General features: G+C 68.3%; 19 protein-coding genes and 2 pseudogenes. 17 read left to right on the forward strand and 4 right to left on the reverse strand.

Going from position 1 to position 20,855, the window contains the following annotated elements; translation table 11 throughout:
- Nucleotides 1–162 precede the first annotated feature (162 nt).
- The 3 genes from hrcA to RF646_RS04205 all read left to right on the forward strand — a co-directional run bounded on the left by hrcA (nt 163) and on the right by RF646_RS04205 (nt 3,148).
- Nucleotides 163–1,185: a heat-inducible transcriptional repressor HrcA gene (gene hrcA, locus RF646_RS04195; RefSeq protein ID WP_368835280.1), complete on the forward strand. Its 1,023-nt coding sequence runs from the start codon at nt 163–165 to the stop codon at nt 1,183–1,185.
- 62 nt (nt 1,186–1,247) lie between these two features.
- Nucleotides 1,248–2,390 (forward strand): molecular chaperone DnaJ, encoded by a 1,143-nt coding sequence (gene dnaJ / locus RF646_RS04200; protein WP_144996703.1) that lies wholly within the window; start codon nt 1,248–1,250, stop codon nt 2,388–2,390.
- Nucleotides 2,387–3,148 carry a 16S rRNA (uracil(1498)-N(3))-methyltransferase gene (locus RF646_RS04205; protein ID WP_368835281.1) on the forward strand — a complete coding sequence of 254 codons (762 nt, stop codon included), beginning with the start codon at nt 2,387–2,389 and terminating at the stop codon, nt 3,146–3,148. The genes dnaJ and RF646_RS04205 overlap by 4 nt, the downstream gene beginning before the upstream one ends.
- Before the next feature lie 22 nt (nt 3,149–3,170).
- Here the strand turns inward: RF646_RS04205 and RF646_RS04210 are convergent, their stop codons facing one another.
- Nucleotides 3,171–4,127, reverse strand: a complete 957-nt coding sequence (locus RF646_RS04210; protein WP_368835282.1) for a GerMN domain-containing protein — start codon at nt 4,125–4,127, stop codon at nt 3,171–3,173.
- A gap of 144 nt (nt 4,128–4,271) precedes the next feature.
- Between RF646_RS04210 and RF646_RS04215 the strand changes: the two genes are divergently transcribed.
- From RF646_RS04215 to RF646_RS04250, 8 genes are all read left to right on the forward strand, one after another.
- The gene (locus RF646_RS04215; protein ID WP_368835283.1) at nt 4,272–5,357 is read left to right on the forward strand and encodes a PhoH family protein; all 1,086 of its coding nucleotides are present in this window, start codon (nt 4,272–4,274) and stop codon (nt 5,355–5,357) included.
- 47 nt (nt 5,358–5,404) lie between these two features.
- Entirely contained in the window at nt 5,405–5,860 is a 456-nt protein-coding gene (ybeY, locus tag RF646_RS04220; RefSeq protein WP_231885507.1) for an rRNA maturation RNase YbeY, read from the forward strand.
- A gap of 52 nt (nt 5,861–5,912) precedes the next feature.
- Nucleotides 5,913–6,962 carry a GTPase Era gene (locus RF646_RS04225; RefSeq protein ID WP_368835284.1) on the forward strand — a complete coding sequence of 350 codons (1,050 nt, stop codon included), beginning with the start codon at nt 5,913–5,915 and terminating at the stop codon, nt 6,960–6,962.
- A 251-nt stretch (nt 6,963–7,213) separates the two neighbouring features.
- On the forward strand, nt 7,214–8,668 hold the full coding sequence (locus RF646_RS04230; RefSeq protein WP_368835285.1) for an LCP family protein: 1,455 nt from the start codon (nt 7,214–7,216) through the stop codon (nt 8,666–8,668).
- A gap of 171 nt (nt 8,669–8,839) precedes the next feature.
- Nucleotides 8,840–10,591 (forward strand): 2-isopropylmalate synthase, encoded by a 1,752-nt coding sequence (leuA, locus tag RF646_RS04235; protein ID WP_368835286.1) that lies wholly within the window; start codon nt 8,840–8,842, stop codon nt 10,589–10,591.
- Nucleotides 10,592–10,682: 91 nt separating this feature from the next.
- Nucleotides 10,683–11,441 (forward strand): DNA repair protein RecO, encoded by a 759-nt coding sequence (gene recO / locus RF646_RS04240; protein WP_064845846.1) that lies wholly within the window; start codon nt 10,683–10,685, stop codon nt 11,439–11,441.
- A gap of 79 nt (nt 11,442–11,520) precedes the next feature.
- Nucleotides 11,521–12,312 carry an isoprenyl transferase gene (locus RF646_RS04245; protein WP_368835287.1) on the forward strand — a complete coding sequence of 264 codons (792 nt, stop codon included), beginning with the start codon at nt 11,521–11,523 and terminating at the stop codon, nt 12,310–12,312.
- Between the two features lie 186 nt (nt 12,313–12,498).
- A complete protein-coding gene (locus RF646_RS04250) occupies nt 12,499–13,593 on the forward strand; it encodes a quinone-dependent dihydroorotate dehydrogenase (RefSeq protein WP_144996684.1) in 1,095 nt (364 codons plus the stop codon).
- A 72-nt stretch (nt 13,594–13,665) separates the two neighbouring features.
- On the opposite strand, the gene RF646_RS04255 is transcribed toward RF646_RS04250, so the two are convergent.
- Nucleotides 13,666–14,298 carry a DUF3043 domain-containing protein gene (locus RF646_RS04255; protein WP_144996682.1) on the reverse strand — a complete coding sequence of 211 codons (633 nt, stop codon included), beginning with the start codon at nt 14,296–14,298 and terminating at the stop codon, nt 13,666–13,668.
- A gap of 105 nt (nt 14,299–14,403) precedes the next feature.
- Between RF646_RS04255 and RF646_RS04260 the strand changes: the two genes are divergently transcribed.
- From RF646_RS04260 to RF646_RS04280, 5 genes are all read left to right on the forward strand, one after another.
- On the forward strand, nt 14,404–15,816 hold the full coding sequence (locus tag RF646_RS04260; protein ID WP_368835288.1) for a dipeptidase: 1,413 nt from the start codon (nt 14,404–14,406) through the stop codon (nt 15,814–15,816).
- 85 nt (nt 15,817–15,901) lie between these two features.
- Nucleotides 15,902–16,270, forward strand: a complete 369-nt coding sequence (locus RF646_RS04265; protein WP_368835289.1) for a HesB/IscA family protein — start codon at nt 15,902–15,904, stop codon at nt 16,268–16,270.
- Nucleotides 16,271–16,548: 278 nt separating this feature from the next.
- Nucleotides 16,549–17,412, forward strand: coding sequence for a cytochrome c oxidase subunit II (coxB, locus tag RF646_RS04270; RefSeq protein ID WP_186368796.1), 864 nt, complete (start codon nt 16,549–16,551; stop codon nt 17,410–17,412).
- 10 nt (nt 17,413–17,422) lie between these two features.
- Entirely contained in the window at nt 17,423–19,144 is a 1,722-nt protein-coding gene (ctaD, locus tag RF646_RS04275; RefSeq protein ID WP_368835290.1) for a cytochrome c oxidase subunit I, read from the forward strand.
- Nucleotides 19,141–19,545, forward strand: a complete 405-nt coding sequence (locus tag RF646_RS04280; protein ID WP_064845200.1) for a cytochrome c oxidase subunit 4 — start codon at nt 19,141–19,143, stop codon at nt 19,543–19,545. Before ctaD ends, RF646_RS04280 begins: the two co-directional genes overlap by 4 nt.
- 406 nt (nt 19,546–19,951) lie before the next feature.
- Here the strand turns inward: RF646_RS04280 and RF646_RS04285 are convergent.
- Nucleotides 19,952–20,110 (reverse strand): annotated as a pseudogene (locus tag RF646_RS04285) (IS481 family transposase); the annotation flags it as partial.
- 6 nt (nt 20,111–20,116) lie between these two features.
- Nucleotides 20,117–20,575, reverse strand: a pseudogene (locus tag RF646_RS04290) (IS110 family transposase); the annotation flags it as partial.
- Between the two features lie 104 nt (nt 20,576–20,679).
- Here RF646_RS04290 and RF646_RS04295 point away from each other — a divergent pair.
- A complete protein-coding gene (locus RF646_RS04295) occupies nt 20,680–20,838 on the forward strand; it encodes a hypothetical protein (protein ID WP_368835291.1) in 159 nt (52 codons plus the stop codon).
- Nucleotides 20,839–20,855 lie beyond the last annotated feature (17 nt).

Genomic DNA, 20,855 nt, shown 5'->3' on the forward strand with positions numbered 1-20,855 from the left:
GGCGACTCCTCGACGTCGTGCCGCGGCGCGAGCGCGCCGCCGGGCAGGCGAATCAGCCGCGAGCGTATCAAAATCGGCCCCTGAGCCACGGGCCCCGGACGGCCAGGATTAGCACTGTGAACTCTTGAGTGCCAGAATTGCCAGCAACGGGAGGTGAGACACATGGAGCATCCGCGCCGAGCGCAGATCCTGCGCGCCATCGTGGAGGACTACGTCCATTCGCGTGAACCCGTGGGGTCCAAGGCGCTCGTGGAACGCCACCGCCTACCCGTCTCCTCCGCCACGGTGCGCAACGACATGGCCGCCCTCGAGGAGGACGGGCTGATCGTGGCCCCGCACACGAGCTCGGGGCGGATCCCCACGGACCGAGGTTACCGCGAGTTCGTCAACCAGATCGCAGCCCTGGAGCCCCTCACCTCCGCCCAGCGCCGCGCGATCCAGGTGTTCATGGACGGCGCCCAGGACCTGGACGACATCATGGAGCGCACCGTGCGCCTGCTCGCCCAGCTCACCCACCAGGTGGCCGTGATCCAGTATCCCGTGCGCACCGGGATCACCGTGCGCCACGTGGAACTCGTGGACGTGGGGGACGCCCGCGTACTCGTGATCCTGATCCCCACCACCGGACGCGTGGCCCAACGCACCGTGGAACTGCCCGTCACCCTGACCGAGGCCCAGCTGCTGGAGCTGCGCGCCCACGTGCTCGCACGCCTGCTCGGCACGCCCGTGGAAGACGTCCCCGACGCCGCCGTGACCCTGCCCCCGGCCCTGCCCGAGGAACTGCGCGACGCCGGGACCGCGGTGACCGGGGCGCTCGCGGTGCTCGCAGCGGTGTCGGACGAACACCGCCTGGTGATGGCCGGGACCGCGAACCTCGCGCGCTTCAGCGGGGACTTCCCTCAGAGCATCTCCCCGGTGCTCGAGGCGCTTGAGGAACAAGTGACCATGCTGCGATTGTTGTCCGAGATGCAGCAGGACGAACGCGGGGTCGCGGTGCGCATCGGCTCCGACCACAGCGACGACCCCCTGGCGGAGGCGTCCGTGGTGGCCACGGGTTACGGTCCGCACGCCGCGTCCAAGGTGGGAGTCGTGGGGCCCACACGCATGGACTATCCCACGACCATGGCCTCCGTGCGCGCGGTGGCCCGCTACCTGTCCAAGAACCTGGGGGCTGAGCGCACGTGAGCGCCGCCCGCCCCGCTCGACCGTAGAACCGTAGAACCGACGAAAGAAGAAACGACGATATCGTGAGCGATCACTACGAAACCCTCGGCGTGAGCCGGGACGCCAGCGCCGAAGAGATCAAGCGCGCCTACCGCAAGAAGGCCCGCAAACTTCACCCGGACGTGAACCCCTCGCCCGAGGCCGCCGAGGAGTTCAAGCGCGTCTCCCACGCCAATGACGTCCTCTCCGACCCGGACAAGCGCCGTGTCTACGACGCCACAGGCAACGAAAACGGCACGGACACCGGCTTCGGCGGGGGCTTCCCCGGCACGGGCTTCGGCTTCTCCGACATCTTCGAGACGTTCTTCCAGGGCGCGGGAGCCGGTGGCCAGCGCGGCCCCCAGTCCCGCACCCGCCAGGGCCAGGACGCCCTGATCAACGTGCGGATCTCCCTCAAGGACGCCGTGTTCGGCATGGAGAAGGACATCACGGTGGACACCGCCGTCGTGTGCCCCACGTGCCAGGGCACGTGCTGCCAGCCCGGCACGAGCCCCGTGACGTGCACCATGTGCCGCGGCTCCGGCCACATGCAGTACCAGCGCCAGTCCATCCTGGGCATGGTCACCACCCAGGCCCCGTGCTCCCAGTGCAACGGTTTCGGCACCGTCATCGAGAGCCCCTGCCACGAGTGCTACGGCGAGGGCCGCGTGCGCGACCGCCGCCCCCTGACCGTGAAGATCCCCGCCGGCATCCAGTCCGGCAACCGCATCCGCCTGGGCGGCCAGGGTGAGGCCGGCACCGCCGGCGGACCCAACGGCGACCTCTTCGTGGAACTCAAGGTGGATCCGGACCCCACCTTCCTCCGCGAGGGCGACGATCTCCACGCCCGCCTGCGTATTCCCATGACCGCCGCCGCGCTCGGCACCACCGTGAGCCTCGAGACGTTCGACGGCGCTCGCACGGTGGACGTCGATCCCGGCACCCAGTCCGGTGCGACCGTCACGCTCGACGACCTGGGTGTCACCCACCTGCGGGGCAAGGGCCGCGGGGACCTCAAGGTGCACTTCGAGGTGGAGACCCCCAAGGACCTTTCCTCCGAACAGCGCGAACTGCTCGAGCGACTCGCCGAGCTGCGCGGTGAGGAAGCAGCGGACGGTACGACCGTGAACACCAACCACTCCGGTGGGTTCTTCTCCCGGTTGCGGGACCGGTTCAACGACCTGTGACCAACCCCGTCTTCCACGTCCCCGCCGAGGACCTCTCCCGGGCGCACCCGGGGGAGGTCCTGGACGTCGCAGGTCCCGAGGCCAAGCACGCGGTGACCGTGCGGCGCCTGCGCGCGGGGGAGGCCCTGGACCTCGTGGACGGGCACGGCACCCGTGCGGTGTGCACGTTCGACTCCGGGGCCAAGGACCGGATGAGCGTGACCGTCCACGAAATCCACCACGACGCCGCGCAGCAGCCGGAGTTCACGCTGGTGCAGGCACTCGCCAAGGGGGACCGGGACCTGCAGGCCGCGGAGGCCGCCACGGAACTCGGGGTCTCCCGGGTGATCCCGTGGCAGGCGGAGCGCAGCATCGTGCGCGTCCACGCGGACCGCGCGGCCAAACTCATGGCCAAGTGGGACTCCACCCTGGCCGCGGCGGCCAAGCAGTCCCGGCGCGCCCGCTGGCCCGAACGCGGTGACTGGGTGGACACCGCGGGTCTGGCCCGGCTGATCGCTGCAGAACCCGAGACGCTGTGGCTCGTGCTGCATGAATCGGCGAGCCCACGTTGGTCCACCCCGGACGCGACCCGGTGGGGTGATCGGTCCCGGATCGCGGTGATCGTGGGCCCGGAGGGAGGGATCGGTGACGGGGAGCTCGAGGCGTTGTGCGCCGCCGGTGCTCAGCCGATGCGCCTGGGGACCGCTGTCATGCGATCGTCCACCGCGGGACCCGCGGCACTGGCCGCGCTGCACGCGGTGCTCGGGCTCTGGGACTGACCCGGGACCCAACGGGGAGGGCTCAGTCCCCGGCGCGCACCGTGATCGTGTGATCGTCGGACACGGTGGTGTCGGAATCGTCCGTGCCGCTCACGCGCACGGTGTACGTCCCGGGGTCGAGCGTGACGCTCGTGCGTAGTTCCGTGCCCGTGGTCGGATCCGAGCCGGGGGAAGCGGGTGCGATGTTCCCACTGTGCACGACGCGGTCGTCCTCGAGCACCTCCCAGAGGGCGTCACGCACCGAGGGCAGCACGCGGGCGAAGACCGTCACGGGGCTCTTGGGTTCCGCCCCGGTCTGGGGGTCGACGAGCCACACGGGCGCGGCCAGTGCGGGGTCACGCGTGAGCGGGGCATTAAGTTCCACGGCTCCGAAGGCCTTGTACCCGCTCTGCCCGTTCACGAGGACCCGCACCTCCTTGGCCGTGGACGAGTCCAACAGCCCGGCGGTCACGGCCGCCGCGGAGACCGTGTACACCATTTGCTGCAGTGCGACCCGCGCGTCCTGCGGGGAGAGTTGGGAGGCGAACGCGGCGGCGGGCAGGTCCACGGTGATGGTTCCGTCCGGGGACACGGAGGTGCCCACGGTGTCCACGGCGGACCACAGGGACCGGTAGTCCGGGTCCGCGGGGGTGGCCGAGGTGACCATGAGCGCCGCCTGGGCCACGGGGTCGGTCGTGTCCTGGGAGGTCGGGGTGCGGAACTCGCGGAACAGGTAGCGCGATTGGTCCCCGGTGCCCACCCAGTACACGGGGGCCTGTTCGGTGGCCACGCCTTCCATCGCGGTGTCCGTGTTCATGGGCGCGGAGGCGATCCCGGGGGCGGCTTCGGAGTTGTGGTCCGGTCGGTCGGCGGCGGTCCCACACGAGGCCACGACCGCGGCGAGCGACACGGCGAGCGCCCCCGTCGCGGCGCGCCGAAGTCCGCCGGGCGCGGTGGCGCGACGACGCTGCGGCTCGGTCGTTCCTGCGGGATTTTTCACGGCTACACAACTTACCCACCGGAAGCCACGGGCGCTAACGTCGCACGTGGATCCGGGCGGACCGTTATGGGATTGCAACCTGCGGCGTGCGAGCCCGTCGGTCCCGGCGGGTCCGGGTCCGCGCGCACCGGTAGGCTGGACCCGATGAGCGAACCAACCGAAGGGACCGAGGCACTGAGCACTCCGCCCACCGAACGAACCCGCGTCACCGTGCACGTACCGGATCGGGAGACCGCCGTCCGGACCTTGGGTCACGGGGACGCGACCTTGCGTCTGCTCGAGCAGCAGTTCCCGGCCGTGCGGATGACCGTGCGGGACCTGGACGTGGCCCTCGAGGGGCCCGTGATCGACACCCGCCTGGCCGCCTCCCTGCTCGAGGAACTTCTCACGATGGCGCTGCGCGGCGCCGAGATCACCGAACGCACGGTGCTGCGCGTGGCCCGCATGATGCGTGACGCCCAGGACCTGCGCCCGTCGAGCGCGCTGTCCACGAGCATCCTCTCCACCCGGGGCAAGACCATCCGGCCCAAGACCGTGAACCAGAAGACCTACGTGGACGCGATCGACGAGCACACCGTGGTCTTCGGGATCGGGCCCGCCGGTACCGGCAAGACGTACCTGGCCATGGCCAAGGCCGTGCGCGCCCTGCAGGCCAAGGAGGTCAACCGGATCATTCTCACGCGTCCCGCGGTGGAGGCCGGCGAGCGACTGGGCTTCCTCCCGGGTTCGCTCAACGACAAGATCGACCCCTACCTGCGTCCCCTCTACGACGCCCTGCACGACATGATGGACCCCGAGTCCATTCCGCGGCTCATGGAGGCCGGGACCATCGAGGTCGCCCCGCTGGCCTACATGCGCGGGCGCACCCTCAACGACGCTTTCGTGATCCTCGACGAAGCCCAGAACACCACCCCGGAACAAATGAAGATGTTCCTCACCCGTCTAGGTTTCGGCTCACGGATCGTGGTCACCGGTGACGTGACCCAGGTGGACCTGCCCGGGACCATCAAGTCCGGCCTGCGCCAAGTCCAACACGTGCTCGGGAAGATCGACGACATCGCGTTCTGCGAACTGACCTCCGCGGACGTAGTGCGCCACGAACTCGTGGGCGAGATCGTGGCCGCCTACGACCAGTTCGACACCACCAACCGCCACCGCGTGGAACGAGCCCGCCGCAAGGACGAACGCCGAGCGGCGTCGTCCGAGCGCACCGGGGGAGACACCCCGTGAGCGTGGCCTTCGACCTGCCCTGGGACACCCCCGCCGAACAGGCCGAGCTGCCCACCGCCTACCGCGCCGTGGACACCGACCAGCTCGAGGCCCTCGTGGACCTCGCCTTCACCCGCTGGCACCTGCACCCCGACACCGAGGTCAGCATCGCCGTGGTGGACGAGACCCGCATGGCCGAACTGCACGAACAGTGGCTGGACCTGCCCGGAGCCACCGACGTCATGTCCTTCCCCATGGACGAACTGCGCGAGGGCACCCCCGACGACCCTAGCCTGGGCGTCCTCGGGGACGTCGTACTGTGCCCACCCGTGGCCGAACGCCAGGCCGCGGCCGCCGGCCACAGCACCCAGGACGAACTGTGCCTGCTCACCACCCACTCCCTGCTGCACCTGCTGGGCCACGACCACGCCCACGAGGACGAACGCGCCCGCATGTTCACCGCCCAACGCTCGCTGCTCGAGGAGTTCCTGGGCCGGGACGCGCCCGTGGAGACCATGACGTGAGGCGCCGCACCGCCTCCGACCCCCGCACCGACTGAACGACCGAGGACCCGCGATGACCCAGCCCACTGAACAGCCCGCTGACTTCCGCGCCGGTTTCGCCGTGTTCGTGGGCCGGCCCAACGTGGGCAAGTCCACGCTGACCAATGCGCTCGTGGGGCGCAAGGTCGCGATCACGTCCAACCGTCCGCAGACCACGCGGCACACCATCCGCGGGATCGTGCACCGCACCGACGGTCAGTTGATCCTCGTGGACACCCCCGGCCTGCACCGTCCGCGCACGCTGCTCGGTCAGCGGCTCAACGACGTCGTGGCCCAGACCCTGGGTGAGGTGGACGTGATCGGGTTCTGCGTGCCCGCGGATCAGAAGGTGGGCCCGGGGGACCGGTACATCGCCCAGCAGGTCGTCGCCGCCGTCGGGCGCACCCCCGTGGTCGCGATCGTGACCAAGGCGGACCTCGTCCCCCAGCAGCGCCTCGCCGAACAGCTCGTGGCTGTGAGCGAGCTCGGGCGCGAGGTCGTCACCGAGGAGCGCGCCCAGCGCGAGGCACGACGACGACGTCGCGACGCGGCGCCGTCCGCCAAGGGCACCGGCGGTCGCCCGGCCGCGCAGCGCAGCGAGGACACGCCTGCCGGATGGGCCCACGTGATCCCCGTGAGCGCGGCGGACGGCTTCCAGATGGACGAGGTCGCCGAGCTGCTCGTGTCGCTGATGCCCGTCTCCCCGCCCCTGTACCCGGAAGGGGACCTCACCGACGAGCCGGAGGTCACCATGATGGGCGAACTCATCCGCGAGGCTGCGCTCGAGGGCGTGCGGGACGAACTGCCCCACTCGCTCGCCGTAGTCGTGGACGAGGTCTCCGAACGTGAAGGCCGCTCACCGGACAACCCCATGCTGGACGTCCACGCGAGCCTGTACGTGGAACGGGACTCCCAGAAGGCCATCGTGATCGGCAAGCGCGGTGCGCGACTGCGCGAGATCGGAACGCGCGCGCGAGCCCAGATCGAGTCTCTACTGGGCACCCGGATCTACCTGGACCTGCACGTCAAGGTCGCCAAGGAATGGCAACGGGACCCCCGACAGCTGTCCAAGCTCGGGTTCTGACCGGACACACACCACACGTCAGCCCGGTGCCGTAGCCTGACCCACCAGTCAGGGCCGCACGCCCCCCCGATCCGAGACCCCAGGAGACGTCACCGGTGGATCCCAGCTCAGCACCACGCCGGAGCCGCCGGAGTTCGCGTACGAGCGCGCCGTGGAGTACGCACCCCGCCCGCCGCACGGATCGCGACGGCGAGGCGTATGACCTGCGCCAGACCGGACGTCATCACCGCGCCCATGTCCACCGCTCCTCGGTGCGCAGGATCGCCGTGATCCTGGCCGTGTTCGGGCTGCTGGCCGTACTCGGCATCGGCGGGATCGCCGCGCTGCGCCTGACCGGCAACCTCACCTCGAGCCCCCTGAACCTCTCCGACGGTGCCGAGAACGTGGACGACGGCCCCCTGGACATCCTCGTCATGGGCTCGGACACTCGCCACGGCCAGGGCAACAGCGAATACGGCAGCGAGGATGACGCCGAGGGCCGCACCGACGTCATGATGCTCGTGCACGTGACCGAGAACCGCGACGCCGTCACCGTGGTCTCCTTTCCCCGGGACCTCATGGTCAGGATCCCGCAGTGCACGGACCCCAAGAGCGGCACCGTGTACCCGGCCACGACCGGCATGCTCAACAGTGCGGTGGAACACGGCGGCCCTGGGTGCACCGTGGCCGCGATCAACCGACTCACCGGCGTGAACATCGACCACTTCATGCTCGCCGACTTCAACGCCGTCAAGGAACTCTCCAGCGCCGTGGGCGGCGTGCAGGTGTGCGTCAACGAACCGGTGGATGACCCCAAGTCCGGGCTGCGCCTGCCCGCCGGGATCTCCTCCGTGGAGGGCGAACAGGCACTCGCGTTCCTGCGTTCCCGCGCGGCGTTCGGCAACGGTGGGGACGAGGCTCGCATCCGCTCGCAGCAGTCGTTCCTGGCGTCCCTCACGCGCAAGATCCAGGCGGACGGGACGCTCACCAACCTCCCGCAGCTCTACCACATCGCCGAGGTGATGACCCAAAACCTGCACGTGGACCAGGGGTTGACCTCCATCCCCACCCTCGTGGGCATGGCCGGTGCGCTCAACGGCATCGATCCCGGCCGGATCGCGTTCGTGACCGCGCCGTCCGAGCCCTACCCGCAGGACCCCAACCGGTTGCAACTGGACGAGACGCCCGCCGAGCGGCTCTTCGAGACCCTGCGTCGGGACGTGTCCGTCACGGAGGCCCGCGACGCGCCGTCGGCGTCCCCCGGGCCCTCCCACGCGATGGGGGAGACCGCCACCCCCGCGCCGAGTGCCGCGCACCCCACCGAGCCGGCGGCATCGCCCACCGCGACCGGCCCCGCCGTGGACCCGTCGCTCGTGCCGATCACGGTGAGCAACCGCACGGACGCCGGGGGCCGGGACCACCAGCTCGTGAGCGTGCTCGAACGCGCCGGCTACGACCAGGCGCGCACCGCGTCCTCCGGCACGCAGCTCGCGGCCACGCAGATGTTCTACAACCCCAACTGGGCGCTGGCCGCGGACGACGTCGCCGCTGTCCTGAACGTCTCACCGAGCCAACTCGTGGCGAGCTACGATGTGCCCGGGATCGAGGTCGCGGTGGGCCAGGACTTCCGTAGCGGTGACACGATGGACCGCAACGCCGCCCTGCCGGACGACCTGCAGGGCCAGACTGCGGAGCAGTTCACGTGCCAGGAGACCGCGGCGGGGTAACGATCCGGTGTGCCGGCGACCTAGTGGTACGTTGGATCACATGCGGCAAGGGAAGACGCTACTCCTGCTTACGTGCCGCAGCGGGGCCTGAACCGATCCTCACGGCCGACCACCCGCTGCGGAGTTCCGTGGTGCCGGCCCACAAGCTTCTGATCGAAAGGCCCCCTTCCCATGAAGAATTTGCAGCGTCCCTCCGGAATGCCCGTCCACAAGTACACCCCGTACCACCAGAACTTCCCGTTTGACATGTCCGACCGCACGTGGCCGGACAAGGTGGCCACCACGGCCCCGCGCTGGTGCGCCGTGGACCTGCGGGACGGAAACCAGGCGTTGATCGACCCCATGGACTCCGAGCGCAAACTGAAGATGTTCCAGTTGCTGGTGAAGATGGGCTACAAAGAGATCGAGGTGGGCTTCCCGTCCGCCTCGCAGACCGATTTCGACTTCGTGCGCACCCTGGTCGAGGACGACCTGATCCCGGAGGACGTCTCCATCCAGGTGCTCACGCAGTCCCGCGAGCACCTGATCGAGCGCACGTACGAGGCGATCGAGGGCGCACCGCACGCGATCGTGCACCTGTACAACTCCACGTCCACCCTGCAGCGACGCGTGGTCTTCGACCGCGACATGGACGGCGTCGTGGACATCGCCCTGACCGGTGCCAGGTTGTGCCGCAAGTACGAGGAACAGCTCAAGCACACCGACGTCACGTACGAGTACTCCCCGGAGTCCTACACGGGCACCGAGCTCGAGTTTGCCGCGCGGATCTGCAACGAGGTCGCCGAGACCTTCGAGGTGGGTGACGGTCGCAAGATGATCATCAACCTGCCCGCGACCGTGGAGATGGCCACTCCCAACATCTACGCCGACTCGATCGAGTGGATGGGCCGGCACCTGTACCACCGCGACGACATCATCCTGTCGCTGCACCCCCACAACGACCGCGGGACCGGTGTGGCCGCCGCTGAGCTGGGCTACCTGGCCGGGGCGGACCGGATCGAGGGGTGCCTGTTCGGCAATGGCGAGCGCACCGGCAACGTGGACCTGGTGACCCTGGGGTTGAACCTCTTGACCCAGGGCGTGGACCCGCAGATCGACTTCTCGGACATCGAGGAGATCCGCCGCACGGTGGAGTACTGCAACCAGTTGCCCGTGCCCGAGCGCAGCCCCTACGGCGGTGACCTGGTCTTCACCGCGTTCTCCGGTTCCCACCAGGACGCGATCAAGAAGGGCTTCGAGGCCATGCAGCGGGACTCGCAGGAGCGGGGCGTGGACATCGATGACATGGAATGGGCCGTCCCGTACCTGCCGGTCGACCCCAAGGACGTGGGCCGCAGCTACGAGGCCGTGATCCGCGTGAACTCCCAGTCCGGCAAGGGTGGCGTGGCCTATCTGCTCAAGAGCGAGTACGGCATCGACCTGCCCCGCCGGGCCCAGATCGAGTTCTCCGGGGTCGTGCAGAAGTACACCGAAACCTCGGGCTCGGAGGTCACCGCGCAGCAATTGTGGAAGATCTTCACCGACGAGTACCTGCCCGCCAAGGACGGCGGCGAGCTGTGGGGTCACTACCGCATCACGTCCATCTCCACCCATGCCGAGGACGAGGGCAACACGGTCCTGGAGATCGGCCTGGACGTGGGCGGCGAGCACCACGAGCGCACCGCGCACGGCACCGGGCCCATCGACGCGCTGATTCAGCTGTTCAACGCGGAGGGCGTGGACGTGCGCCTCCTGGACTACACCGAGCACACGCTGTCCGCGTCCGCGAACGCGCAGGCCGCGAGCTACGTGGAGCTCGCCGTGGGTGACCGCGTGCTGTGGGGTGCGGGGATGGACAACAACACCACGCGAGCGTCCCTGAAGGCCGTGATCTCCGCGGTCAACCGCGCCGTGCGTGACGCGCAGTTGGCCCAGCAGGACTGAGCGCGCTCCTTCCCTTCTCCGACGACTCCGCTGCGGGCACCCGGGTGCGCCGCAGCGGAGTCGTGTCCGGGGTAGGTGACACAATGACCCGATGGCCCGTTCAACCTTCGCATCGCGCAGCTATCGGGACGACGCCGTGGTGCTGCGCACCTACGACCTCGGTGAAGCGGACCGGATCGTGATCCTGCTGACGGCCGAGAACGGCCAGGTCCGGGCGGTGGCCAAGGGGGTGCGGCGCACCAAGTCGCGGTTCGGTGCGCGTCTGGAACCCTTCCACGTGGCCCAGGTGCAGCTCGTGCACGGACGGAACCTGGACATCGTGTCGCAGGCCATCGGCAAACGGGCATACGGGCAGAGCATTGTGGCCGACTACGAAAAATACACCGCCGCGGCGGCCATGGTCGAGACCGCGGAGAAACTCACCGCAGACGACTACGACACCGCAGTCCAGCACTACCAGTTGCTCGTGGGAGCGCTGTCCGCCCTCGCGCGTGGTCTGCACGAGCCGGGGCGCATCCTGGACTCTTATCTGCTACGCGCCGTGGCCCTGGCTGGTTGGACGCCCAGTTTCGTGGACTGCGCACGGTGCGGGGCTCCCGGGCCCCATCGCTCGTTCTCCGCGGCCCTCGGCGGTGCGGTGTGTCCTCAGTGCCGTCCGCCGGGATCCGCCGCGCCCAGTGCGGCCACGTTCGTGCTGCTGGACGGGCTGCTGCGCGGGGACTGGTCCACGATCGACGCCGCCGACACCAAGACCGCGCGCGCAGCTGCCGGGTTCGTGGCGGCGTACATCCAATGGCACATGGAGCGCACGGTGCGCTCCCTGGCCCTCGTGGATCGAGGGGACGGCTGAGGCGGGCAGTGCCCGCTACTCGGCGGGAAGTTCTAGGGTGGGGGAGGACCACCCCGTCGCTTCTCGAAAGGATCCCCGCATGAGCCGCTTCGCCCCGCCGCCGCCCCATCCCAGCGGTGCCACGGTGCCCGCCCTGGATCGCGATGCCATTCCCCGACATCTGGCCCTCGTGATGGACGGCAACGGCCGCTGGGCCAACGACCGCGGACTGCCGCGTACCGAGGGGCATCGGGAGGGTGAGCGAGCCCTCATGGAGGTCGTCGCGGGAGCCATCGACCTGGGGATCCCGTACGTGTCCGCGTACGCGTTCTCCACGGAGAACTGGAAACGGTCCCCGGCCGAGGTCGCGTTCCTGATGAACTTCACGGGGGACGTGATGTCCCGCCAGCTGCCCACGTTCAAGGAATGGGGGATCAAGGTGCGGTGGGCAGGGCGGCGCCCCCGCCTGTGGAAGTCCGTGATCAACCGACTGGAGACCGCGGAGCGCGAGACCCAGGACAACGATGTCATCACGCTGACCATGTGCGTGAACTACGGCGGTCGCGCGGAGATCGCCGACGCCGCGGTCGCGATGGCTCGGGACGTCCAGGAGGGGCGGCTCACGCCCGGGTCGATTACCGAGGACATGGTCCAGCGGTACCTGAATGAGCCCCAGTTGCCGGACGTGGACCTGTTCCTGCGGTCCTCGGGAGAACAGCGGCTGTCCAATTTCATGCTGTGGCAGTCCGCATACGCGGAAATGATGTTCCTGGATATCCTGTGGCCGGACATGGACCGCCGTGTGCTGTGGCGTGCGGTAGAGGATTACGCTCACCGCAACCGACGATACGGGGGAGCGATGGATCAGACGGCCCCGGCCACGGGGGAGTAACCACCGAATTGGGTCCTCACTATGTAGAGTTTCAATTGAATGTTGATACTTATAATTCGAGTTTAGATTGAGACTGTATCTAACCTGAACTCGTCTTCCCGTCGTATCAGCGCCCACCTGGCGAACCCGCCGGTGATGCGCCCGAGGTGGTCCGGGAGCGGGCATCCCGTGTGAAAAACTGGCCCCATGCGCGTGTACCCCGCTTTTTTCAATCTCGTTTTCTCCTGGATGGACCCGGAACTCGCCCACACCGTGGGGTTCGCGGGGATCAAGCTGGCCCGCCGTGTGGGCCTGGGGCGGGTGCTGCACCGCCTCACCCGCCCGGATCCGGGCAACGAGGTCCATGTCATGGGGCTCACCTTCCCGTCCCCATTCGGTCTGGCCGCGGGTTTCGACAAGGGCGCTACCGGTACCCACGCGTTGACGAACCTCGGCTTCGGCCACGTGGAGATCGGCACGGTCACGGGCCAGGGTCAGCCGGGCAATCCCCGTCCGCGGCTGTTCCGCCTGGTCGAGGATCGCGCCGTGATCAATCGTATGGGCTTCAACAACGACGGCGCGGAGGCCGTGGCCCCGCGAGTGGCCTCGGCACTGCAGAGCCTCGCCCAGGACGCCGCCCGTACGCATCGTGCGCGCCCCGTGGTGGGCGTCAACATCGGCAAGACCAAGGCCGTGGGTCTCGAGGACGCCACGGACGACTACGTGCGCAGCACCCGCGTGCTCGCCCCGTATGCGGACTACCTCGTGGTCAACGTTTCCTCCCCGAACACCCCCGGACTACGCCAACTCCAGGAGCTCGACGCGCTGCGACCGCTGTTGCGAGCCGTGCGGGAGGAAGCGGACCGGGTCACGTCGTGGCACGTGCCGCTGCTCGTCAAGATCGCCCCGGACCTCGCGGACCAGGACGTCCTCGCGGTCGCGGACCTGGCCCGGGACCTGGGGCTGGACGGCATCGTCGCGACAAACACCACGATCGCCCGCGAGGGGCTCGGCCTGCGCAGCGACGCACAGGACGTGGTCGCGTGTGGAGCCGGCGGACTCTCGGGGGCGCCCCTGCGGCGTCGTTCCCTCGAGGTGCTCAAGCTGCTGCGAGGTCACGTGGGGGAGGACCTCGTGCTCATCTCCGTGGGAGGGGCCACGAGTGCCCGGGACGTGATCGAGCGACTGGACGCCGGTGCTTCCCTGGTGCAGGGCTACACCGCGTTCCTGTACGAGGGGCCGTTCTGGGCGGCGCGGATCAACCGCGGCCTGCGCCGGGCCGCACGGCGCACCTCGCACTGAGTACCCACGGAACCGATGGAACGAGGGGCCGGCCCACTATGGTGGGCCGACCCCTCACGGGTTCTGCGGGTGTTACTCGGGACGCTCGCCCCGGCGCACCTGCGGCTTGGGCAGACGCATGCGGCGCATCGTAAAGGTACGCATCGCGGCGTACCAGCGGGTGCCGGGCTGGACGGTGCCGAACGTGCGGCGCAGTGCCGCGTGCAGTCGGTTGGACATGATGATCGCGTCGATCACGCACAGGATGATGTAGCCGTACACGATCCAGATCAGTGTGATGGCCACGGACTGCACCGGCAGGAACATCAGGACCAGGATCAGCAGCAGGAAGATCAGCACGTACTCGCCGATGTTGAACCGGGAGTCCACCCAGTCCCGGGCGAAACGGCGCTGGGGCCCGGCGTCCCGCGGGCCCAGGTAGCGTTCGTCTCCGGCGGCCATGCCGGCCTGTGCCTGGGCGCGCCGTTCCCGTTCCGCGATCCTGGACTCGGCTTTGGCGGCCTTGCGGTCCTCCGGGATCAGGGGTCGGCGACGCGCGGCCTCCTGTTCCTTGCGGGTGGGGGTGGGGCGGCCCTTCTTGCCCTCGGGCGTCCTCCCGCCACCGGGCTGCCCACCGCGGTCGGTGGGGACGGCGGGATCGGCCGTGGCGCGCGCGCCCACGGCGGTGGATCCCGAGGATTCAGCTGACTTCTTGCGTCGAAACACCCGACAAGCCTACCGGAGTGCCACGACGTCACCGCGCGCGTGACAGGAGACAACCGAACGGGCTTGCCACGGTGCGCGCCGAGCTCCCGCCGTTAGGCTGGGCCCATGGCTACTGACTTCACACGTCCCAGCTCCGACACCGTCGACGCCCTCCGGGCGAGCGTGGACGGTTCCCGGGACATCCTGCTGGAAGAACTCGGCTCTCTCGTGGCGATCCCCGGCATCGCGTGGGACTCGTTCGACGCCGCCGACCTCGAGCGCAGTGCCGAGGCCGTGGCCGGTCTGCTCCGGGGCCTGCCTTTCGACAGCGTGGAGATCCTGCGCGAGCCCCGCGGGGACGCTCCGGGGCACCCCGCCGTCGTCGCTCGCAAGGCCGCGGCACCCGGGTACCCCACGATCCTGTTGTACGCCCATCACGACGTCCAACCCCCGGGCAAGCGCGAACTGTGGAACACCGAGCCCTTCGAGGCCGTGGAGAAGGACGGTCGGCTCTGGGGTCGCGGCGCGGCCGACGACAAGGCCGGCGTTATGGTGCACGTGGGCGCGCTGCGCGCGTTCTTCGAGCGCATCGGCGAGCACCCGGGCCTGGGTGTGACCGTGTTTATCGAGGGCGAGGAGGAGGCCGGTTCGCCCGGCTTCGAGGACTTCCTGGCCGCGCACCGGGACAAGCTCGCCGCGGACGTCATCGTGATCGCGGACTCCGCGAACTGGGAAGTGGGCGTCCCGGCACTCACGACGAGCCTGCGCGGCGTCGTCGGAGGGATCGTGGAGGTCAGCGTGCTGGACCACTCGGTGCACTCCGGCATGTTCGGCGGGCCCGTTCTGGACGCACCCACGCTGCTGTCGCGACTGATCGCGACCCTGCACGACGACGACGGCGCCGTGGCCGTCGCTGGGTTGCTGAGCGAGGACGACACGGACGTGGACTACGACGAGGACCGCTTCCGCGAGGACGCCGGCGTGTTGGACAGTGTGCAACTTGCCGGGCGCGGCTCGATCTCGTCGCGGCTGTGGACCCAGCCGGCGCTGTCCGTTACGGGGATCGACGTCACCGATGTCGCGACCGCCTCCAACACCATCGCGGCCACCGCGCGCGCCAAGCTGAGCCTGCGGATCGCTCCTGGCCAGGACGAGCGGGAAGCGGGGGAGGCGCTGCGCAAGCACGTGGAGGACAACGCCCCGTTCGGCGCGCACGTGAGCTTCGCGCTCGAGGAGACCGGCCCCGCCTTCCGTGCGGACACCGGCGCCGTGAGCTCGCAGATCGCCCTGTGGGCTTTCGAACAGGCGTGGGGACGTCCGGCCGTCACGGCGGGGATGGGCGGATCCATCCCCTTCACCGCGACCCTCACCCGGGCGTACCCTGAGGCGCAGATCCTGATCACCGGTATCGAGGACCCGGACACCCGGGCCCACAGCGCCAACGAATCCCTGCACATCGGGGACTTCCTGCACGCCGTCACCGCCGAGGCCCTCGTGCTCGCGGCGCTGGCCGAACAGGGAGAGCGCAGCGCGGAATGATTCCCCGCGCCGGCGCGTTCCACCAGGCAGAAGGGATCCACCGAACCCGGGGTCGCAGCCCCGCGTCGCACAGAAAGTGAGCACCATGAGCGTCACCACCGACAACGAGACCACCCAGAACATGCCCACCCACGAGGTCCTGCTCACGGACACCGCGGCCCAGAAGGTCCGCGACCTGCTCGAGCAGGAGGGGCGCACCGACCTGCGGCTGCGCGTCGCCGTGCAGCCGGGCGGCTGCTCCGGTCTGATCTACCAGCTGTATTTCGACGAGCGCGTCCTCGACGGCGACCACGTCCGCGGCTTCGACGGCGTGGAGGTCATCGTGGACAAGATGAGCGTCCCGTACCTGAGCGGATCCACCGTGGACTTCGAGGACTCCATCTCTAAGCAGGGCTTCTCGATCGACAACCCCAACGCGCAGGGCTCATGCGCGTGCGGTGACTCGTTCCACTGATCGACCGCACCGAACAGGGGTGCGTTCGGATCCTCACGGGGGTCCGTGCGCACCCCTTTTCCGTGCCCGCTCGAGGGGCTCATCGGTGCACGCAGGGGAGGGGATCGGCGGGGTCTGCGGACGGCCCCGCTCGCGACACGGCGTGCTGACACAGTGTCAGCGGATCCGGGGGCGGAGGGGTAAGCTTCCTAGGGAGAACCATCCACGGGCAACGCGTCCATTGTGCCCACGCGCAGGACCGATGCGGAACCCACACACACAAAGAGGAAGGGCCGTCTGTGAGTTCGCAAACTCGAACCGGCAGCCGCCGCGGCCGAGCGCTCAAGGCCTCGGCAGTGGCAGTCCTGGCGACGATCTCGCTCACCGCTTGCTCGGAGCAATCGAAGCTGGGCTTCTTGCCCACCGAACGGGGCACCACCGACAACGCCGATCAGGTCATCGACTTGTGGATCGGATCGTGGATCGCGGCGCTCGGCGTGGGTCTCGTGGTGTGGGGTCTGATGCTCTGGTGCATGGTCGCCTACCGGCGTCGTAAGAACGAGACCGGCTACCCCCGCCAGCTCGCGTACAACGCCCCGCTGGAGATCTTCTACACGATCGTCCCGATCGCCCTGATCGTGACCCTCTTCTTTTTCTCGTTCCGCGCGCAAACGGCCATCACGGACCGCTTCGAGAACCCGGACGTCAAGATCCAGGTGTACGGCAAGCAGTGGGCGTGGGACTTCAACTACCTGGACGACAACGTCCACTACCAGGGCATCCAGGCCCACCTCACGGGCGAGCCCGGCGTCGAGGAAACCCTGCCCACCCTGTACCTGCCGGCCGACAGCAAGGTCGAGCTGGAGATCACGTCCCGCGACGTCATCCACTCGTTCTGGGTGCCCGCCTTCCTTGAGAAGATCGACATGATCCCGGATCGCACCAACTACATGAGCTTCACCACCGGCCGCGAGGGTACTTTCGCCGGCAAGTGCGCTGAGCTGTGCGGTGAGTACCACTCCGAGATGCTCTTCAACGTGGCCGTCGTGAGCCAGCAGGAGTACGACGCCCAGATGCAGCGCCTGCGCGACGAAGGCAACACGGGCATCCTCGGGGACGAGTACAACCGCAACCCGAACCTCAACGAAACGTCCAACAACTAGGGGATAGGCAATGTCTACGCTCGAATATTCGCGGGACGACGCGGCCACGACCGCACCCCGCGTTGTCCCACGGTCCAAGGGCCGGGTGATCGTCAACTGGCTCACCTCGACCGACCACAAGACCATCGGGTACATGTACCTGATCTCGTCCTTCATCTTCTTCTGCGCCGGTGGCGTGATGGCTCTGCTGATCCGCGCCGAGCTCTTCCAGCCGGGCATGCAGATCCTCGAGACCAAGGAACAGTACAACCAGCTGTTCACCATGCACGGCACCATCATGCTGCTGATGTTCGGCACCCCGCTGTTCATCGGTTTCGCCAACGTGATCGTGCCCCTGCAGCTCGGTGCGCCGGACGTGGCCTTCCCCCGTCTGAACGCCCTCGCGTTCTGGTTCTTCCTCTTCGGCTCGCTCATCGCGGTATCCGGGTTCATCTCCCCGCAGGGCGCGGCCTCCTTCGGATGGTTCGCCTACGCGCCACTGAACAGCACGACATTCAGTCCGGGCGTTGGTGGTGACCTATGGGTCTTCGGCCTGGGCCTGCAGGGCTTCGGCACCATCATGGGTGGCGTGAACTTCATCACGACCATCGTGTGCATGCGTGCGCCGGGTATGACCATGTGGCGCATGTCCATCTTCACCTGGACCACGCTGATCACCTCCATGCTGATCATCATGATCTTCCCGCCGCTGGCCTCCGCCCTGTTCGCGCTGGGTATGGACCGGCGACTCGGCGGCCACGTGTTTGACGCCGAGAACGGTGGCGCCATCCTGTGGCAGCACCTGTTCTGGTTCTTCGGTCACCCCGAGGTCTACGTGTTGGCCCTGCCGTTCTTCGGCATCGTCTCGGAGATCATCCCGGTTTTCTCCCGCAAGCCGATCTTCGGGTACAAGGGTCTCGTCTTCGCGACCATCGCAATCGCGGCGCTGTCCGTGACCGTGTGGGCGCACCACATGTACGTGACCGGCGCGGTGGCCCTGGGCTTTTTCTCCTTCATGACCATGATGATCGCGGTGCCCACCGGCGTGAAGTTCTTCAACTGGATTGGCACCATGTGGCAGGGGTCGCTGACGTTCGAGACGCCCATCCTGTGGGTGCTCGGCTTCCTCTTCACCTTCCTGTTCGGTGGTCTCACGGGCATTATCCTGGCGACCCCGCCGCTCGACTTCCACGTGTCCGACACCTACTTCGTGGTGGCGCACTTCCACTACGTGATCTTCGGAACCATCGTGTTCGGCATGTTCGCGGGCTTCTACTTCTGGTGGCCCAAGTTCACCGGCAAGATGCTCAACGAGCGGATCGGCAAGATCCACTTCTGGCTGCTGTTCGTGGGCTTCCACATGACGTTCCTGATCCAGCACTGGCTGGGTGTGGACGGCATGCCGCGTCGTTACGCCGACTACCTGCCCGAGGACGGGTTCACCTGGATGAACCAGTTCTCGACCATCGGCTCCATGCTGCTGGGCGTGTCCATGATCCCGTTCTTCTGGAACGTGTACACCACCCACCGCAACGCCAAGAAGGTGGAAGTGGACGACCCGTGGGGCTTCGGTGGTTCCCTCGAGTGGGCCACCTCCTGCCCGCCCCCGCGTCACAACTTCACCTCGTTGCCTCGGATCCGTTCCGAGCGCCCCGCGCTGGATCTCCACCACCCGGAGCTCTCGGCGTTCTCCAGCCAGCAATATGAAGCCGAGACCCCCCTGGTGGGCGGCACCGGAAGGAACGGACGATGAGCGCAACTATCAAGACGTTCCTGCTGCTTGGTGTGTTCTGCACCGTGGTGGGCCTGGTCTACGGATTCGTCACCGAGTTCCAGGAACTCGCCGGGTTCCCCGCACTGTTGGCCGTGGCCGCGATGAGCTTCATGCTCGTGGTCTACCTCTGGCTCGTGCAGCGGTCCACCGGGGGCACGCTCCCGGAGGACCGCGAGGACGGTGAGATCGTGGAGATGTCCGGTGACTACGGGGCCTTCTCCCCGTGGAGCTGGTGGCCCCTGCTGCTCGGCATCGGCTCGGCGCTGTTCGTGACGGCGCTGGCGGTCGGCTGGTGGATCATCGGCCTGGCGGTCCCGGTGGCCGCTCTCGGTCTGCTGGGCCTGGTCTTCGAGCACTCCCGCGGGGAGCACGCTCACTGATCCGCATCCGCTGACCATACGACGAGGCCCGCACCATCATGGGATGGTGCGGGCCTCGTCATATCTCCCAACCGGGGCAAGGTTCGTGATCAGCCCCGAGCTTTGTGGGCGGGGGTCCGGCATCGATACGCGCGTCGTGGAGCCCTCAAGGTAGTAATGGCCGGCGGGGATGCTCTGGAGCTCGACGAGCATTCCCCACGGTGTCTTGACGTGGACCGGCCCTTTGCCCTCGGCGTGGTTCGTCGTCCGCGGTCAGGCCGTCGTACACGACCCCGGCACCGAATCTGTCGACGATGAACCGGGTGGCGGCGTCGAGATCGGGCGCGGTGACGCCGATGCGCTGGATACCGCGCGGAAGCAGAGGTGAATTCATGACGCCATCGAGATGGACAATGTGCCCGGGCTATGCTGCACGGATCCGTCGCGGCGGCCGCCGCAGGTCGTCCCCGTGCGGAGTGAGGTCGCGCAGGCGGGAAATCCCCAGGCGGGCCAGACACCGACCCACGGTGCGCAGGTGCATCTGGTGCCCGAGATCCAGCAGGTGACGGTGGATGCGCCGGGCCGAGCGGGCAGCTGCCTCGGTCCCGGCCACCACCGCGGTCTGCTGGCTCAGTGCATCGAAGATCTCATTCGTGAGGGGCTCGGCCAGCCTGGGTGCGTGCTTCTTGAGCCTGGCCCGCACGTGCCCGCCACCGGCCGCGGCCAGTGTGGCCGGGGTCGGGTAGCGGCTGAGCAGGTCGGCTACCGCCGGGTGGGCGACCCGTGGCCCCAAGACCCGTCCCAGGGCCGGGTGGATCTGGGGGAGCATCCCGCGCAGCCGGTTGGAGGTGGTGGTAATCTGGGCGGCCAGGTCATCCAGGATCGCGCGCAGCCGGGCTTCGTCGTTGGGCGGTGCCTTGTCGTAGACCGTCTTCCCGGCCGCGGTCACGGCGTGGTGGTCGGACTCGCCGACGTTGAGGCCGAGGAACACCGGTGGTTGTGGTTGCTCTGACAGGGCCGAGTCCCTTGTCCTCCCCTGCTGCACGAGCATGCTGGCCGACCGGGGGATGGTCACGCTCAGCATCCACGTTACGAAGGCCCTCCAGGGGCGATCCCGCCCCTATCAGCGATCCACGACCACCGGACCGGCCCTCGGTGACAACACCCCCCCAGATCATCGACGACTGGGGCAAACGATCATGCCGAGCACCGACCGGTCAGCACCCCTCCATCCTGCTGGACGAAAGGGCCACGAAGAAGGTCACGGGGGCTCTCTTGTCCACAGTGGCGGCGGCCACCATCGAGCGGGGATGAGGCTGACGCTTTGGCTG

Source organism: Kocuria sp. CPCC 205261, from assembly GCF_040981025.1.
GTDB classification, from domain to species: domain Bacteria; phylum Actinomycetota; class Actinomycetes; order Actinomycetales; family Micrococcaceae; genus Kocuria; species Kocuria marina.